Consider the following 16,493-nt stretch of genomic DNA (forward strand, 5'->3'; position numbering starts at 1 on the left):
TTGAGCATCAATCGTCTGTAGGGTGTTGGTTTGCAAAGATGAGGAGCGGTTAAAGCCGAAAAAATTCATGTTAGGGTTTCCTTGGGGTTCAGCAGAAATGATGGCAAGGGAACAAATCATCTCGCGCTCAAACTTAATTCTTTTTAGGCTATACTACTATATAGTAATATAATTAGTCGATTAAAATAGTAAGCTAGTTGAAGTCTATTCCTCTACGTATGACACTACCGCCTTCTGCCTTGGCTCCAGTTGCCGATTACTTTAAAGTGCTGTCCGAACTCAGCCGCTTGCAAGTGCTGTGTTCGCTGAAGTCAGGCTCGAAGAATGTCACCGAGATTATGGAAGAAACCGGATTAGGGCAGGCGAATGTCTCAAAGCACTTGAAGATTCTCGCGCAGGCAGGGATTGTCTCCCGCACGCCTCAAGGAGTCAGTGTCTACTATGAGATTGCCGAACCGTTCATCTTTGACCTTTGTGAATTGGTGGGCGATCGTCTCTCAGTTCGACTGTCAGAAAAGTCTCAGCAACTCAAGCCATTGGAAGGCTTGCGACAAGCTGAACCTGTGGGGACAAGCAGCAAAAACTCTAAGGCAAGAGCAAAAAAGTAAAGGGATTTACTTGAGAATATTCTGACGCGCCATCTTCATTGGGAAGGTGTTTTTTGTTCACAGGCCTTCCAGGTGCGCTAGGATTTTACAGAAAGCTGCGCCTTGGACTGCTCGACTGCGGTTCTGATCCTGAAGAACCCGATCACCTCGTTTACTTCGAGACTCTACGGATGGATGACCCATGACCCAATCGATTCCTGCCAAGCCGAAAGCCGCACCCAATGAAGGGACTCGCTATCAACGCCTGATGGAGTTGATTGAAGCAGAGGACGCTGCCAATGGAGAAGTGGGTTGTGGACGAGATTTGGGAAACAGAATTTCAGGCTATTTGAGCACCCATGAAATTGCGATTGAAGACGAAAAACTGAAGCGTTTCTTGCAAGAGCATTTAGGACACTGCCTTGAGTCCGAGTGCGCGACTAGAAGTGTGGTTGCTGCTGGGTCAAGGCATGGAAAATGAAACAATTATCCAAGTGCCGTCTGATTATCAGCCACCGTCAGAAGCGAGTGAGTTTTCTGATCTGATCACTCAACTCGACTTTGAGCAGCGGGTAGAGTTTATGCGTCAAGCCGGACTGGGGATGGGATCTAAATCGACCAAGGCAACCAGTATGTAGGCTTTGAGACAGCTTTACACTTCAAATCGAACTAACAGGTAGACGGATGAACTCAACAATTTATCCGTCTATCTGTTTTCTAATCTAAATAGCTAATCGGTGAGCGAAGTCTCGATCGCGTCACCGACCTGCAAGCTTTTACCAGCTTCAGACGGAGCAATGCGAGTGTTGACCGCTAAACGATAGAAATGGTTAAAGCGCGAAGCGGGTGCCCAAGTTGGAAATTCTGCTTTGCGCTTGACTGTAAAAGTTTTTTGAAACTGAGCCGTAGTCGCTCCAGATATCGCATCACGAGTCGGCACCACACAGCGCTGACAAGGGTTGACACCTTGAATCTGCACCTCTCCTAGCTGAAACTCGATCGGCAGATCGTCAGAATATAGACTGTCTTCCCAAAAAGCAGGCACGTCTGTAATCTCTAAATTAGTGCGAAGGCGGGTTCGCATCTCCTCAACTGAAACGTTGGGAAACCAGGAGGCAACCTGCTCGATCGAGGCAGTGCTGATCATCGTAGGCCCAGGTGAAGTCGGATCGTCGGGAAACCCAGTGACTGTATTTTGCTGAAGCTCAACCGCAAAGCCAAAAAAATCGCTCAACCAGGCAGCGATCGCCGATCGCCCATGATCTAAATGAAAGCTCACCGGATTTTTGCCTTGGACTGAAAGCGTCACCACTCTAGCGTTGAGATGAAACTGCGATCGCACCTGATGAATGGCTGCTGTGCGCTTACCATTCACCCATTTTCCCTGCTGATCCACGATTACAAATTCACGATCGTGCGCCAGTGACCCGCCTGGCAAAATCTTTGTCTGAGTGACCGAAACGCCATCTAACGATTTAATGGGATAGATAAAAATGTGGCTCAAGCGAGGCATAGGGCGATCGACCATAAAGCAGGAATCTGGTAGGGGCATGGCACTGCCGTGCCCCTTAGCGTTGCAAGTAACCGATATGATTTAATCCACGATCCTAAGCAGTTCTAGGCTTTTTGAGTTGTCGAGAAAGCACCTGAGATTTTAGACCCACTACGATCGCTTCGATGAGCCGGGTCATGCCAGTCGTGTTGACATAGGTAGGAGTTTTGCCGCACTGCTTGGTAGCTTTAATAATGCCTTCGGTGTGTCGGTGCGAGGCATATCCTGTCAGCACGACCACGAGATCTGCATCCAAAATTTGCTGCTCTGCCTGTGCCCAAATCTGAGGTCCGGTTTGCGTCGTTGCCCAGATTAGCTCAACACCAGAGCCACGAAACCGATTGCGAATGGCGGTTTCGAGGCGATCGTGCCCGCCCACAATCACAACTTTGCCGTCAAGGTCAGAATAGCTTTCAGGGCGACTAGAAGATTGAGTGCGTCGGGGCGTAAAGGAAGTCGTTCGCCCCTCAAAGTTGAGTCGGTTTCGCTGCGCCTGCTCTGCAATAAAGGTGAGGGTTTGCTCGTAAGTGCCGCGCAGTCGGGCTGTCGGAAGCGCATTTTCACTAGCTTTGCGGTCATAGGCATTGATCTGCGCCATCAGCGCATCGACGACTTCCCCTAATGCGCCAATGGCTTTGAGATCTTCCGTGAAGCCTTTAATTGCGATCGCAGTATCTGTAGCGTTGTAGAAATCATTTTGGTCGTGAATCAGATCGAGTAAGTCGGCTTTTAATTGGGTGCGCCATCTTGTGATTGCTTGAGTTTCTTGCTGTGCGATCAACTGCTCTTCTTGGCGCAGAAGCTCTGCGTCTACCAGCTTTTCGGCATTGAGTTCTACGTCTTGAAGCTGCTGACGAAGGCTGTCTGCCTGCTGCTCTAGCTTTTTGCGGTTTAGGCTGTCCCCGATCTGATTGGCTTCGTATTCAGCAATTGAGGATTCTATTTGAGCGAGTAGGGGGGTTAAGCGAAGGGTCAGAGCGTCTGCGGCTTCCTGAATTTTACTGTCTCGCTCTTTTTGAATTTGGTGTTCTTTGAGTTCTACTTGGGCGCTCTCTAAAAGCGATTGCGTTAATTGCTCAATCTCGTCAAGGTCTGAGAAATTCATAAATCAACACTCATCCAAAAGGGTGACTTTATTTTACTAGATCGGCTCGTGCTAACCACTTCAAAATACCAGCCCTTTCTGACAGGTCGATGAAGTTGGGTGAGGCAAAACTTGACGAACTAAGGATCACTCATCCCTTCGCCCGTTTCTTCCCTCGCTTTTTGATTCGTTTATAACCCGACACGAGCCAATCACTGGCGCTGTGGCTGAGTGCGCCTAATTCAAGCCCGATCGTTCCTGCAATCCATTCATTGCCGTGCTGCTGTAGTGATTGTTTGACCATTCCAATACTATTCATAAATCCATGTTGAGCAGGGGTCTGCCAGTGATCGATCGTGCCAAGAAGTTGTTGAGCGATCGCCCCACCCAAAATGATGATGCTGCTAAAGATCGCGATCCAAATCGCTAAATAAAGAATTCGCCCGATCGTGCCCACAATCAACCCGTGAGACAGAAACGATCGATGGCGCATACTCTTACGGTAGGGTAGCCAGATCCATCGCAGTAGCCCCCAGCGTTTATATTGCTGAGAATAAATGTCGAGATCGGGCCCAAACATCAGCCCACCCATTAAAAACGCGCCCGAAACGATTAGCGTGAGGTTGCCACTTTGAGTCAGCACAAACACCCCACCCGTGACGAAGGGCAAACTCCAGAGGGTGATGCTGTCGTGGGTGCGACCAGAAGGCATGAGGATTAAAATGCAAAGAATCTCAATCAGATTTTACAGAGAACTGGCGCAGTCTGATATAGTAAGTAGAGCGATCGGGCGATTAGCTCAATGGTAGAGCGCCTGCCTTACAAGCAGGATGTTACTGGTTCGAGTCCAGTATTGCCCATAGATGTAGTTCGTGTCAGGTAACACGCTATTTGTCGTCGAAGCTAAGAAAACTGACCGTTAACAGATTCTTGTCGTTATGCGCCGTTGTAAGGCAGGCGCTCCTTTCAATCCACCTTAACTAGGATTTTAACGTACTAATTCCGTACCAGTGAAAATGTTTGGTACGGAATGTTTGTTAATTGCAAATTCTTCTTCAAAGGCTAAGATGCAGTCGCACTCAATTAGGAAAACGACTGCATTGCTACACATTGAACCTGTTGCTTTATAAGCTTGGAGAAAGCTGTGAATCTAGTGGTCTGTCAGTCTTATTTTGAGGGGTAAATAGAATCCGTAGTTCTGGGCAGGAGACAGCTCTTGAGGAAATCTATCTCTCATTTCAGCCTTGACGGACTACTAGTAATTTTGAATTTATCTGCTGAAGAGTGAATCGCATCGGGGTTTGAGAGGATGTCATAAAGATGTTCTAAAGAGGTACAAGCTCTCTTTCAACCCGCCTCTCGCTGGAAAGGCGATCGCGACCCTAAGCGTTGAAACTCAGTCACAAAAAGCTTTTCAGCAGTACTTTTGGCAAACCTCTCTTTCAACCTGATTTCTGGCTTTTCATCAGCCGTTTAAGGTTAGAAAACAACCTCCGAAAAGGAGCCTCAGAGCGAAATACAGCCTTTTGGCAAACCTCCTAGGAATTTTGCCCTTGCTTCGGTTTGCCAATTTGAACAGTTAAGGTGGATTCCTCCTTGCTCGGAGGTGAAGACGGTTAACCAACATTGCGGTAGACCCGCACCCTTTTGCTGGGAGCGCACCCAACTTCGAGGTAGATAGTTAACCAGAGCCAGAAAGCAAGATTATCTTCCGATAGCCAAACTAGCTCACAATTGTCGATAGCACAGAGACCATTGCTGGCATGAACTACGGCGCATCTGATTTATAGAGTAAATTTGAACTGAGCGCAAGTGTTTTTTATTTTCGGGATTGATAGGCTGCGATCGCTAAATTTTTAGGCTTTTCTTGAGGAGTTCCTGTAAACGGTTGTTTTACTACCTCGATAGAAATCCCGACTTGGGCAGCTTGGCTTCCGATACATTGGCTGAGTTGAGCATGCCTCCAGCGATGTACGCTTGCTCGATACTGAAGGGCATATTGTCGTTGGAGTTCTATAGAACCGGGAATTTCTTGCTCTGCTCTAGCTTGAACTTCGCCTTGGACAATTTCTCGAATGTCGCTGAGGTCAGGCAATATGAGGCTGCTAACCTGATACTTTTGAGCGATCGCCACAATTTCATGAGCTATCAAACGGTCTAGATGTTTTCCTGAGTTGGATTCTCCAAACCGATTGAATGCGCCTTTTTGCTGGTTCTTGTGCCGCTGATGAGCGTTGCGTTGCTGTTGCAAACGATATCGATTGAGAAGCTTATAGTTTTCACCCAGAAGTTGTCGGATACTTCTGTATGTGATGGCTTTTCCAGTCTGAATATCGATAATTGCGAGAGTAGCAGGTTTATCAAGCCCATAGCTTACACCTGCTAGAATTGACGGCTGACCTTGATAAAGAGGACGGCTTGGACGAGGAAATGGATTATCAAGTAAAGCCAGCATTGTTTCCCGCCTTTTAAGAAATGCTTCCTGATCCTTACTCAAATTTTTCTTAACTTTATTACAAGCGATAATTTCTGCACACTCGCTAGCTTTTTTCTGCCGAATTTGTTCTGTACCTTCTTGAGCCCAAGAATCAGTGTCTATAGCGCAGGATACAACCAACCGATGGAGATTCCAGGGTTCGCCTTCGCCTCTACCCTCCTGCCAAGCCATCCGCCCAGAGCATAGAGTAAATAAGCTGGCTGAGTGTTGGTTTCTGCTAGCCTTCTTAGTTTGTTGTCTTCTAGAAATCGCTTGAACCAGTGGAGATAACCTAGTTGAGCCGCAACCGCAAGCGGTTCTGCTCACTGACGAAGAATGCAAATTCGGTTGTCGGCTCCAACGCTAGTTAGATCGTAGCGTCACGAAGATTTTAGCATACAGTACAAGTGAACTAAATGGCGCTGTCGGTCTAACTCTTTGATCACAGTAAATCTCAAACGAATGCTCACCTAAGCCATTGAAGTTGACACATAATCTTCCTTTCTCATTCAGAAACCAGTGGAGATCTTCGTTTGTTTCGTAGTTGACTGGAAAAGGTAAAGTAGCTGGCTCTGTTAGCAATTTGGCTTGCCAATCGGCTGCTTCATTGTCATCTTTGGGAACACAACCTTCTGCCTTGGTTAAAGTTTCTAACCAAGTATGCTCAGACAAGTCTCGTCCTTTTGGAAACCTTGTACGCTCAAGAGTCTTGATTAGACGTTCAAGGCGGATTTCTGTTTTACGACGACGTTTGGCAAACTTTTTGGGGTCTTCAAATCGATCGGGCAGTTTGCAACCATTTTTGAGCAGGTAAGCGATCGCACATCGAGTCAAGACTTCCTCTGTCTCACCATAGAGTGTAAAGAGGGTGCTAGAAATAGCTGATCCTGGTTGTTTTGACTCTTTTTTACCTTTCTTTTTGCTGCGTGCCTTTTTAGGTTGTGGTTCGTTGTCCTGGGAATCTGAGTGATTTAGTTGCATGAGAAGTTCACTGGCTTTAGATCTCAGCGTGTTGATATCGCTCTGGCTAGCGATTGTTAACTCATCATCACTTTGGAGGATAGCCAACCATCGAGTTTGACCCGCAATCTGGTTTCTGAGTCGTGTTGCATTGGATGGTAATGTTGCTCATGGGGCAGTTCCCTGGTTTTGGTTAAAGCAAGGGGTCAGAATGATGAATCAAGTTGAGCGATCGCAGCTTTTAGCGTTTTAGATTTAGTTTGAGAAATAATACATTAGTTCTACTTTTTTATAAAGACATAATTGTCTAAGATTTTGTCGCTATGACAAGTAATATGACTATTCCTCATCGCCCTCCGACTTATCGATACTGGAATGTTTTAAAGGCGTACCTTCAAACTTTGAACAACGGGCAAATGGAACTTGATAAGTTTCTCAAGAACTGGGATGTGTCAGACCAGGAGTTAACGTTCATCTGTGATTGTTCGTTGACCACAGCAAACCATTGGTTTTCCCAAAGGGAGCACCGCAGAATTCCTACTGAAAAGCACAAGCAGCAATTGACATTGGTTCATCACATTGGGTGACACTCGTGCTGGGTGTAGCTGTGTTGGTTATTTCAGTCAAATCAGGCTTTGACCCATTTTCAGGGAAATTCATGCAGGCAATGGTGGAGAATTACTATAGTCCGGATGCATCTTTAAGATGGCTGAAACTGCAAATTTAGGCTGTTGGCGATTGAAGCAACGATCCCTTTTTTGCGGAGTTCACCTAAAGCTTTGTAGAAGTCTCCATCATCCAAATCCCAGCGCTCACAAAAGACGCTGACTTCGATCGTGGGATTAAGTTTGCCTGGATAGTCGATTTGAAGAGCGAAGAAAACGTAGTCTCGATCGCTAGTCAGAAGCTTGATCTGGCGGATTCGCAGGAGTTCTTCGCGATCGATTGGATAGTTGGCGGCGGTTGAGCGAGTCATAGGATTTAGAAAATAAAGAGTAGTACAGACAGAGAACATTTGCAGGGCTTTTTAGCCTTCCCAGACGAGTGTTCGCCAATTTGGAGGAATCACGTCGTCTCTGAGCGCGGCGCTAATCATGCCTTGGTGGGCAATGCTGGATCGCAGACAGTGGCAGCGGCGACAGAGCGTTCGCAGATTGGAGTCTGCATCGGAGCCGCCTTTGGAGACTTCCAGAATGTGGTCGATGTGGGCATTCTTTAGGGATAAAGAGTTCGGTAGCTGATGCTGGCAGTAGGGTCCTTGACAGCGCCCTTGATCTCTTTGCCAGATTTGTTTGCGCGTTTCGCCCCATAGTGCAGGAGGTTGTCGTTTTGCCCAAGCCATTTTCTCATCTCAATTGAAGAAAGTGTAACCGTGCCGTGCCGAACCTACGCCTAGCCTTGCCGAAGCATACCAAGTCAAGAATCGATGAATTTTGATTTCTCAAGTGACAGCGTTCTGAACGCAGAAATTCAAAACCTCGAAGCGCCCGTAGCCAATGATCGTCCGTCTGCTAGCCCCACAAGCTTGCCTGCGTCAATTGCCACGGTTTCCATTTCTTGCCTGGAGATGATGGTTTTGTCCCACAATAGAGTGAAGGAGCAGCGCCATCCAGCAGCGGCAGCGACCCGGTAGCGGATATTGTGTCCGCGAGTCGCAATATTTTTGACAACGCTCATGAAAGTATAGACTTCCTGCTCGATGTCTTCGCTGGCTCTGATCGGTTCTTCCGGCAGATAGCGATCGGTATAGATGCGGCGGTCTTGCACCTGTAACGTGGAAGCCATTGGGCTCATCAGGCTACTTCTCCCTCGCTTCGTGTACTTGGCGGCATCGCGGAAGCAGCCAAAGATGTGAGTAGGCAGGAGATAAAGCTGTCGATCTTCAGTGATCAGAACATTTCGCTGCCATTCAGTTGGGTCGTTACCCGGCGTGCCGCCTCGCTCTTGACGCTTGCCGAATGATTCGGATGGCTGTAGGTGATTTCAGAGCAAAGGTCTGGTTCCCTGATCGACTTTCAGTTGCATAAGCTAGCCCTGGCAACCCTTACACAACGAAGAAATAGGCTATCAATCTAGATGTCGATCAGCTTACCGTGACAATTCGAGGATCATCGTGCTTAATTTTGGACTTGACATCTATAGGCGCATCAATGCCTTGATTTCAGCGTTGCCCCTTCTGGCACAAAAATACTCTTTATTGGACAGTCTCTTTTAGTCCCTTGCAGTCTTGCTGGCAGTAGCACGCCTTTATTTCTGAAGGTGGGCATGATGACGGAGGGAGATGCTTGTGCCAGACTCGATGAGGCAAGCGACAAAATTTTCTTATGACTGTCACGCAAGCAACGCCAGAGCAGGGACAATTGGTTAGAGTCCGTCAGCGACAGTATGTGGTGACGGATGTCCGTAAAACCACGCTGCCCGCCAGTCCTCTCTTACCGAAAGCGACACTGCCTCAAAGCCTAGTCTTGCTCTCCTCCATTGAGGACGATGGGCTGGGAGAGGAACTTCAGGTGATTTGGGAGCTAGAGCCTGGGACGCAGGTGTATGAGCGGGTAGAATTGCCACAGCCCACTGGTTTTGATGATCCGGCTCGCTTGGATGCCTTTCTTGATGCCGTGCGATGGGGTGCTTCTTCTTCGGCGGATATTCGCACGCTTCAGGCTCCCTTTCGTAGTGGCATTGACATTGAGGATTACCAACTTGACCCGGTAGTAAGAGCGATCCAGATGCCTCGCGTCAACTTGCTGATTGCGGATGATGTGGGATTGGGGAAGACCATCGAAGCAGGGTTAGTTGCCCAAGAACTGATCATTCGTCATCGCTGTCGCCGGATGCTAATTGTCTGTCCGTCTTCGCTGCAAGTGCAGTGGCGTGACCAGATGCGGGATAAGTTTGGGTTGGATTTTCGTATTGTCGATAGTACCTTGATGAAGGAACTGCGACGGCAGCGAGGCATTCATGTTAATCCCTGGATTCACTTTCCTCGCCTCATTACCTCGATCGACTTCCTTAAGCGAGATCGCCCCCTGCGGCTCTTTCGAGAAGTGTTGCCAGCAGAAGCTGAATCCCTCTATCCCCGTCGCTTTGATCTGCTGATTGTCGATGAAGCGCATAATGTAGCTCCCTCGGGCAGTGGGCAATATGCGATCGACTCACAGCGAACGGCTACCATTCGCCTGCTGGTGCCACACTTTGAGCACAAGCTATTTTTAACTGCCACTCCTCATAATGGCTATCCAGAGAGCTTTACAGCCTTGCTCGAACTGTTGGATGCCCAGCGATTTGCGAGAGGGGTCGAACCAGATCGCAACCAGCTGCAAGTGGTGATGGTGCGGCGCTTGAAGCAGGAGATGAAAAATTGGGATGATTCGCCCATGTTTCCTGAACGGAAATTGGCGGCGATCGCGGTTGATTATCCTCAGACAGAACGTCAGGCACATGCGTCCTTAAAGCGGTATACAGAACTGCGAACGAAGGGTGCTAATGACAGCCTTGAAAAGTACGCTACTGAGTTTGTCTTGAAGCTGCTCAAGAAACGGCTGTTTTCCTGCCCACAGGCATTCCTCACTACCCTGACGCAACACCAAGAGTCTTTATCGACCGCGCGTCGTCGGCAAGCTAGCAGCCTGAGCGCAAAACCTACCGAAGGGATTTTGCGGCGACAGGTGGAGCAGGTAGAAGAAGAATTTGCTGATGATGCGGTGTATGAAGCCGTTACAGATGAGTCAATCAGCCACACCAGTCGTCTGTTTCGGGCACTGGCACCGGAAGAACAAGGCTTGCTGCGGGAGATGCTCCAGTGGGCGGAAGTGGCAGCTCGACAGCCCGATGCTAAGGCAACCCAACTGCTCGACTGGATTAATGCCACGATTCGTCTCAAGGGGCAGTGGTCGAATGAGCGAGTGATTATCTTCACTGAGTATCGGGCAACGCAGAAATGGCTCTATAACTTGCTAGCAGCCGAGGGTTTGGTGCAGGGCGATCGCCTGCTGACGCTTTATGGTGGGATGAACTCTGACGATCGCGAAGTGGTTAAAGCAGCCTTCCAAACGCATCCCGATGTGTCTCCAGTACGGATTCTGCTCGCAACCGATGCAGCTTCGGAAGGTCTGGATTTACAAAACTTTTGTTCCCGCTTGATCCACTACGAAATTCCCTGGAACCCAAATCGGATGGAGCAGCGGAATGGACGGATCGACCGTCATGGGCAGCGAGCGACCGAAGTACGGATTTATCACTTCGTGGGCAAAAGCTACCAGGAGCAAGCAACGAGCGGGATTCGTCCCGGTGATTTGGAGGGGGATTTAGAGTTCCTGATGCGGGCGGCGCTCAAGGTGAACAACATTCGGGAAGACTTGGGTAAAGTCGGTCCGGTGATTGCGGCACAGGTGGAAGAGGCGATGTTGGGGCGACGGGTGACACTCGATACCGCCAGGGCTGAGCAAGAATCGGCACCTGTGCGACGAATGCTCAAGTTTGAACGCAAGGTGCGAGAGCAAATTGAAAAGCTGCGAGAGCAGTTACAGGAAACGCGGCAAAACCTGCGGTTGACTCCAGAGAACATTGAAGCGGTGGTGCGGATTGGCTTGGAGTTGGCGGATCAGCCGCCCTTAATCGAGGCAACGGTTGAGGGGTTACAGGGTCCAGTCTTTCATTTGCCCCCACTGAAGAGTAGCTGGGCTGTCTGCGCTGAGGGGTTGGAGCATCCTCACACTAAAGAAATTCGCCCGATCGTGTTTGATGCCGATGCAGCGCATGGGCGTGATGACGTGGTGCTGGCACACCTGAATCACCGTCTGGTACAGATGTGTTTACGGTTGCTGCGAGCAGAGGTCTGGTCTACAGAAGGCAGAAAGCAACTGCATCGAGTGGCTGCCAGAGCGGTGTCCTCAAAGGCGGGGTTAGAAACACCAGCAGTAGTGGCGTATGGGCGGTTAGTGCTGCTGGGGAGTGACCAGCAACGACTGCATGAAGAGGTGATTACGGCGGGTGGAGTGTTGAAGGAAGGACGCTTTAGCCGTCTGGGGGTGATGCCGCTACAAGCGGCGTTAGGGGCAGTGTCTGCTGGTGAAGTGCCCGAAGCAATGCAACAGAAGTTGGCGGCGCGGTGGGACAAGTACGCTGAGCCACTGATGCAGGCACTCACAGTGCGGCAGGGCGAACGAACCGCCAGCCTGCAACAGGATTTGCAGAACCGGGCAGAGAAAGAGATTGCTGACATCACTGCCATCCTCACTGAATTGCAAACAAGCATTCTCAAGGAATTAGATGAACCGCAGGTGGAGCAATTAACACTCTTTAGTACTCCTGAACGAGAGCAGTTTGAGCGGAATATGAATAGCCTCAAAGCCAGAGCAGCGCAGATTCCCCAGGAAATTGAGCAAGAAACGGCTCTCATTCGGAAGCGGTTTAATGCTCCCACAGCTCGACTGTTTCCTCTGGCGGTTACATTTCTAGTTCCCCAGAAACTCCTCCGGCACCAGTAGGCTAGAAAAACTCACTTTTTGTTCAATGGTGATCCCTTTATGCAAAAGACCCATGCCTTCGCGCTTCTTGCTCCCATTCCAGAAGAGCATTTGCTTTCAGGACTGGACGCGGTTTGCTTCGCAAGTTCCCGAAGGGTAAACGCGGCTCAACTTGATTCTGATGATCTACCGCCTAATCATTTGCCCAAAATTGCTTTTGGCAGCATGGACTTTGAAGTGTTTGGGGAAGCCGAAAAGCTAAGGGGTGGTCAGGCGATCGAGGTCTTGATCTATGCCTCTCACGCAAAAGGCGACCAACCTTTGAACCCAGAGGCGACTTGGCGCGGGCTTTATGTGGGGTCTGTGGGGTCTCGTCGCGGTCGCTATCCCGGTAAAGCGATTTATCGACCCAAATCTACTGCCACTGATAGTCCAACCTGGGCAGTGTTTTGGGAAGTTCAAGGATTAGAACGGCTTAAAATGCCGCTACCGATCGGGAGCTTGCGGGGGAAGGATAAGAAGACGAATTATCAGGCTCGGTTTCTTCCAGAAGGTTCAGTCTTGATTGAATTTCCTGGATCGCGATCGTGAGCAGATCTCAAGCACAAGAAAAAAACTATGAAAATCGCAACCTACAATCTTCGGTGTGGTGGCAAAGCCAACCGACGTGTCCACTGGACTCAGCTTTTTGAGGTGGCAAACCCAGACATCTTTCTGGTGCAAGAAACCTGCCCCCCTGAACAATACGTGACCCATCACTTTTGGGAGACTCATCATCAGCAGATACAGTGGGCAAAGGTGGGGAATAATGCGTGGGGCAGTGCTGTGTTCGTGCGATCGGGAATCGTCAGCCGCATTCCCGTACCAGACTTTGAGGGGTGTGTCGTGGGTGTGGAAGTGGAGGGCTTCGCTTGGTCAGCAAAGCAGGGACGGAAGCTCCGCATCTTCAGCATCCATGCGCCTGCACCTTATAAACCCTCAGTTAATCGAATGCTCGACTGGATTGGGAGTCTTCCCGATGACGGTGATCTGATCATTGGGGGTGACTTTAACCTGACGGTTGGGGTCCGTCATCCCAACGAAAAGCAACAAGATCAGGATTTGTGGTTGCTGGAGCGACTGCGAAGAGAGTTTGGCTTGGTAAGCTGCTGGCAAGCCGCGAACCCCAACCGCGATCTTGCTCAAACCTTGCGCTGGAGTCGGGATCAAGCAATCCCCTACCACTGTGACGGCATCTTTGTTCCGGCTGCCTGGTATCGTTACTTGGATCAATGTGAGGTGCTGGCTTCGCCCCTGTGGGAGGAGTTGAGTGACCATAATCCGGTGGTGGCAACATTTTCTGAGGAGCCAGCCCCTGTATTTCTGCCTACTGCTGTGCCTGCGTCTGCTGCGATTCCGTCTATCCTGCCATCTTAACCATCTATGTCTACTGCTCGTCATCACGCTGAATGGCTTTCTCTGGTTGAAGCATCGGGTCCGTTTCTGAGCCTGCCTGTGCTGCTTAAGGCGTTTCCAGCAGGGTTGGATGCCCATGATTCGGAGCATTTGAAAGTGTTGCGATCGGCATACGAAGAATGGCAGGACAGCCAGTTTGGGTTGAAGCCGGAGCCAGGGATTCACCGGGCTTGGGTGGAGTTTGTGCTGAAGCAAACGCTGGAGTTGCCGGAGGAAGTGTTGCTGAGTGGGCAGCAGATGCCACTGGGATTGAGTGTCGCCGTTGCCGAACAAAACGAAACCTTACGCCCCGATTGGGGGGTGGTGAATCCGGCAGGGACAGCGGATGCGGGGAAGCCGCGGTTACTGGTGCAGCTTGTGCCATCAGGGCAGGATTTAGAGAAGCCGTTGAAGGGATCGCGATGGGCGGCGAGTCCGGCGACGCGGATGATGGAGTTGCTGCACGCCTGCAATGTGCGGTTGGGGCTGGTGACGAATGGCGAACACTGGATGTTGGTGAATGCGCCGAAGGGGGAGACGACGGGGTTTATCTCGTGGTACAGCATTCTCTGGATGGAGGAGCATCTGACGCTGCGGGCGTTTCGGAGTTTGTTGGCGGCGCGACGGTTCTTTGGGGTTGAGGATTCCCAGACGCTGGAGGCTTTGCTGAGTCAGAGCGTGGCGGATCAGCAAGAAGTCACTGACCAGTTGGGCTATCAGGTGCGGCGGGCGGTGGAGGTGCTGGTGCAGGCGATCGCTCGTCTCGACCAGGATCAAAATGGAGCTTTGCTGAAGGACATCGCCGAGTCCCAGATTTATGAGGCGGCGCTAACGGTGATGATGCGGCTGGTGTTTCTCTTTTGTGCGGAGGAGCGAGGCTTGCTGCTGTTGGGCGACCCAATGTATGACCAGCATTATGCGGTGTCTACTCTGCGGGAGCAGTTGCGATCGCACGCGGATCTGCATGGAGAGGAAGTGTTAGAGCGGCGATCGGATGCCTGGTGTCGGTTGCTGGCGACGTTTCGAGCGGTGTATGGCGGCATTTTTCACGATACGTTGCAGCTTCCAGCTTATGGCGGCAGTTTGTTTGACCCCGATCGCTTTTCGTTTTTGGAGGGGCGTGGGCAGGGAACGCATTGGCAGGAAACGAGTGCTGACCCGCTGCGGATCAATAACCGGATTGTGTTGCACTTGCTAGAGGCGTTGCAAATTCTGCAAATTCGGGTGCCGGGCGGTGGCGTGGAACCGCGTCGGTTGTCGTTCCGAGCGTTGGATATTGAGCAGATTGGGCATGTCTATGAGGGACTGCTGGATCATACGGCGGTGCGAGCAACTTCAACGGTATTGGGCTTGGTGGGCACGCGATATGAGGAGCCAGAGGTTGCACTGACAGAGCTAGAGCGGTTTCAGGCGCAGGGTGAAGAAGCGCTACTGGCGTGGTTGAAAGAGCAGACGGGGCGATCGCTCTCTGCCTTGAAGAAAGCTTTGAGTGCGGAGGTTGAGCCACGCGACCAGCAGCGCTTGCGGACGGCTTGTAACAATGACCCGGCATTAGTCGATCGCGTGCTGGTGTTTGCCGGGTTAATTCGGCAGGATACGCTGGGCTATCCGGTGGTAATTCTGGCAGGCAGCGTGTATATGACGGAGGGGGTCGATCGCCGTCAGTCTGGGACGCACTACACGCCGCGCAATTTAACGGAGGAGATTGTGCAATATACGCTGGAGCCGTTGGTGTAGGAGGGCGTAGCAGAGGGCAAGCCGAAGGAAGAATGGCGGTTGAGATCGGCGGCGGAGTTGCTGCAACTGAAGATTTGCGATATGGCGATGGGCAGTGGGGCATTTTTGGTGCAGACCTGTCGCTATCTAGCTGGAAAGCTGGTGGAGGCGTGGCAGCAGGCGGAGGCAGAGCATCCGGGACAGGTGGTGATTGCGCCAGAGGGAACGTTGTCGGGAGCGCGTCCAGATGAATGCCCGATTCCGAAAGATTTGGATGAGCGGTTGCTGGTGGCGAGACAGATTGTAGCCGATCGCTGCCTCTACGGAGTTGATAAGAACCCGTTAGCGGTGGAGATGGCGAAGCTGTCGCTGTGGCTGGTGACACTGGCGAAGGGGCGACCGTTTACGTTTGTGGATCATGCGCTGAAGTGGGGCGATTCGCTGTTGGGGATTACCAGACCAGAGCAAATCGAGTTTTTGAAACTGAATCCTGAAAAAGAAGCGGTACAACTGAGAACGGTTTCCGATCGCTGGAAACCCTTTGTGCAACGAGCGATCGCCAAACGGCAAGAGCTAGAAAACTTTAGCGTGTCGGATATTGCCGATATTCAGAAGAAGGAGCAGCTCAACCGGGAGGCGGAAGCAGCGATTGCCATGTGCGGCATGTGGGTGATTTTTTGGTGGCAGAGGCATTGGCGCAGGCGGGCAAAACCTCTGATCTGACGGATGATGAAATTCAGGTGTTGGCGGAGGTGGTGATTGAGGCGTTGGCTGAAGCTGACGAAGAGAAGCGCCACCGTGAGATTGCCGCGATTTTGGCAAAGACCAACCGCATGATGAATCTGGGCAATCCAGCCAACCAACCGCCTCGCAAACCGTTTCATTGGCTGCTGGAGTTTCCTGAAGTGTTTTTGCAGGAAGATGGAGCGAGGGGATTTTCAGCGATCGTTGGGAATCCCCCATTTCAAGGCGGAAAGAAAATCACAGGTGCGCTCGGAACTGACTATCGAGAGTTTCTATAGCAGTCCTATTTGAGTTGTAAGATCAGCCATAGCGCCGCAACTTGGGAAAATCAAACGTGTAAGACTGCAAGAATTGCACAAATATAGCAGTCCTATTTGAGTTGTAAGATCAGCCATAGCGCCGCAACTTGGGAAAATCAAACGTGTAAGACTGCAAGAATTGCACAAATAGCTGCTTGACTTGTGCAAAGGTTTCA

At 50.5% G+C, this 16,493-nt stretch carries 16 protein-coding genes, 1 tRNA gene and 1 pseudogene; 10 read left to right on the forward strand and 8 right to left on the reverse strand.

All coding sequences use genetic code 11. From position 1 onward, the window contains the following. The first annotated feature begins 218 nt into the window (after window positions 1–218). From BRW63_RS20880 to BRW63_RS27780, 3 genes are all read left to right on the forward strand, one after another. Entirely contained in the window at window positions 219–608 is a 390-nt protein-coding gene (locus tag BRW63_RS20880; protein WP_073074339.1) for an ArsR/SmtB family transcription factor, read from the forward strand. Window positions 609–789: 181 nt separating this feature from the next. Next, window positions 790–1,068 carry a hypothetical protein gene (locus tag BRW63_RS20885; RefSeq protein WP_073074340.1) on the forward strand — a complete coding sequence of 93 codons (279 nt, stop codon included), beginning with the start codon at window positions 790–792 and terminating at the stop codon, window positions 1,066–1,068. Further along, window positions 1,058–1,225 (forward strand): orange carotenoid protein N-terminal domain-containing protein, encoded by a 168-nt coding sequence (locus BRW63_RS27780; RefSeq protein WP_244913242.1) that lies wholly within the window; start codon window positions 1,058–1,060, stop codon window positions 1,223–1,225. The genes BRW63_RS20885 and BRW63_RS27780 overlap by 11 nt, the downstream gene beginning before the upstream one ends. Window positions 1,226–1,317: 92 nt before the next feature. Here BRW63_RS27780 and BRW63_RS20890 read toward each other — a convergent pair whose 3' ends face one another. The 3 genes from BRW63_RS20890 to BRW63_RS20900 form a co-directional block, all read right to left on the reverse strand. Next, on the reverse strand, window positions 1,318–2,139 hold the full coding sequence (locus BRW63_RS20890; RefSeq protein ID WP_223257453.1) for an MOSC domain-containing protein: 822 nt from the start codon (window positions 2,137–2,139) through the stop codon (window positions 1,318–1,320). A 55-nt stretch (window positions 2,140–2,194) separates the two neighbouring features. After that, on the reverse strand, window positions 2,195–3,244 hold the full coding sequence (locus BRW63_RS20895) for a DUF2325 domain-containing protein (RefSeq protein WP_073074341.1): 1,050 nt from the start codon (window positions 3,242–3,244) through the stop codon (window positions 2,195–2,197). Window positions 3,245–3,374: 130 nt separating this feature from the next. Next, entirely contained in the window at window positions 3,375–3,935 is a 561-nt protein-coding gene (locus BRW63_RS20900) for a metal-binding protein (RefSeq protein ID WP_073074342.1), read from the reverse strand. 76 nt (window positions 3,936–4,011) lie between these two features. Between BRW63_RS20900 and BRW63_RS20905 the strand changes: the two genes are divergently transcribed. Further along, window positions 4,012–4,083: transfer RNA gene (locus BRW63_RS20905), tRNA-Val, on the forward strand. Window positions 4,084–5,042: 959 nt separating this feature from the next. Here BRW63_RS20905 and cas12k (BRW63_RS29080) read toward each other — a convergent pair. From cas12k (BRW63_RS29080) to BRW63_RS27315, 5 genes and pseudogenes are all read right to left on the reverse strand, one after another. Continuing rightward, a complete protein-coding gene (gene cas12k / locus BRW63_RS29080; RefSeq protein WP_219898653.1) occupies window positions 5,043–6,026 on the reverse strand; it encodes a type V CRISPR-associated protein Cas12k in 984 nt (327 codons plus the stop codon). Window positions 6,027–6,062: 36 nt separating this feature from the next. Further along, window positions 6,063–6,794, reverse strand: a pseudogene (gene cas12k / locus BRW63_RS20915) (type V CRISPR-associated protein Cas12k); the annotation flags it as partial. Window positions 6,795–7,359: 565 nt separating this feature from the next. Continuing rightward, window positions 7,360–7,635 (reverse strand): hypothetical protein, encoded by a 276-nt coding sequence (locus BRW63_RS20920; protein WP_073074345.1) that lies wholly within the window; start codon window positions 7,633–7,635, stop codon window positions 7,360–7,362. Between the two features lie 51 nt (window positions 7,636–7,686). Then, entirely contained in the window at window positions 7,687–8,001 is a 315-nt protein-coding gene (locus BRW63_RS20925; RefSeq protein ID WP_073074346.1) for an HNH endonuclease, read from the reverse strand. Between the two features lie 128 nt (window positions 8,002–8,129). Beyond that, entirely contained in the window at window positions 8,130–8,444 is a 315-nt protein-coding gene (locus tag BRW63_RS27315) for a hypothetical protein (RefSeq protein ID WP_083583130.1), read from the reverse strand. A gap of 539 nt (window positions 8,445–8,983) precedes the next feature. Here BRW63_RS27315 and drmD point away from each other — a divergent pair. The 6 genes from drmD to BRW63_RS20955 are packed head-to-tail and all read left to right on the forward strand — an operon-like array spanning window position 8,984 to window position 16,296. After that, window positions 8,984–12,145, forward strand: coding sequence for a DISARM system SNF2-like helicase DrmD (drmD, locus tag BRW63_RS20935; RefSeq protein ID WP_073074347.1), 3,162 nt, complete (start codon window positions 8,984–8,986; stop codon window positions 12,143–12,145). 39 nt (window positions 12,146–12,184) lie between these two features. Then, window positions 12,185–12,715 (forward strand): hypothetical protein, encoded by a 531-nt coding sequence (locus tag BRW63_RS20940; RefSeq protein ID WP_073074348.1) that lies wholly within the window; start codon window positions 12,185–12,187, stop codon window positions 12,713–12,715. A 27-nt stretch (window positions 12,716–12,742) separates the two neighbouring features. Further along, window positions 12,743–13,540, forward strand: coding sequence for an endonuclease/exonuclease/phosphatase family protein (locus tag BRW63_RS20945; RefSeq protein ID WP_143162094.1), 798 nt, complete (start codon window positions 12,743–12,745; stop codon window positions 13,538–13,540). A gap of 6 nt (window positions 13,541–13,546) precedes the next feature. After that, the gene (locus BRW63_RS20950; protein WP_219898654.1) at window positions 13,547–15,295 is read left to right on the forward strand and encodes a type IIL restriction-modification enzyme MmeI; all 1,749 of its coding nucleotides are present in this window, start codon (window positions 13,547–13,549) and stop codon (window positions 15,293–15,295) included. 39 nt (window positions 15,296–15,334) lie between these two features. Further along, window positions 15,335–15,997, forward strand: a complete 663-nt coding sequence (locus BRW63_RS29085) for an Eco57I restriction-modification methylase domain-containing protein (RefSeq protein ID WP_219898655.1) — start codon at window positions 15,335–15,337, stop codon at window positions 15,995–15,997. Then, window positions 15,955–16,296 (forward strand): Eco57I restriction-modification methylase domain-containing protein, encoded by a 342-nt coding sequence (locus BRW63_RS20955; protein ID WP_223257454.1) that lies wholly within the window; start codon window positions 15,955–15,957, stop codon window positions 16,294–16,296. Before BRW63_RS29085 ends, BRW63_RS20955 begins: the two co-directional genes overlap by 43 nt. Window positions 16,297–16,493 lie beyond the last annotated feature (197 nt).

Origin of the sequence: Phormidesmis priestleyi ULC007, assembly GCF_001895925.1 — a bacterium.
GTDB classification, from domain to species: Bacteria; Cyanobacteriota; Cyanobacteriia; order Leptolyngbyales; family Leptolyngbyaceae; genus Phormidesmis_A; species Phormidesmis_A priestleyi_A.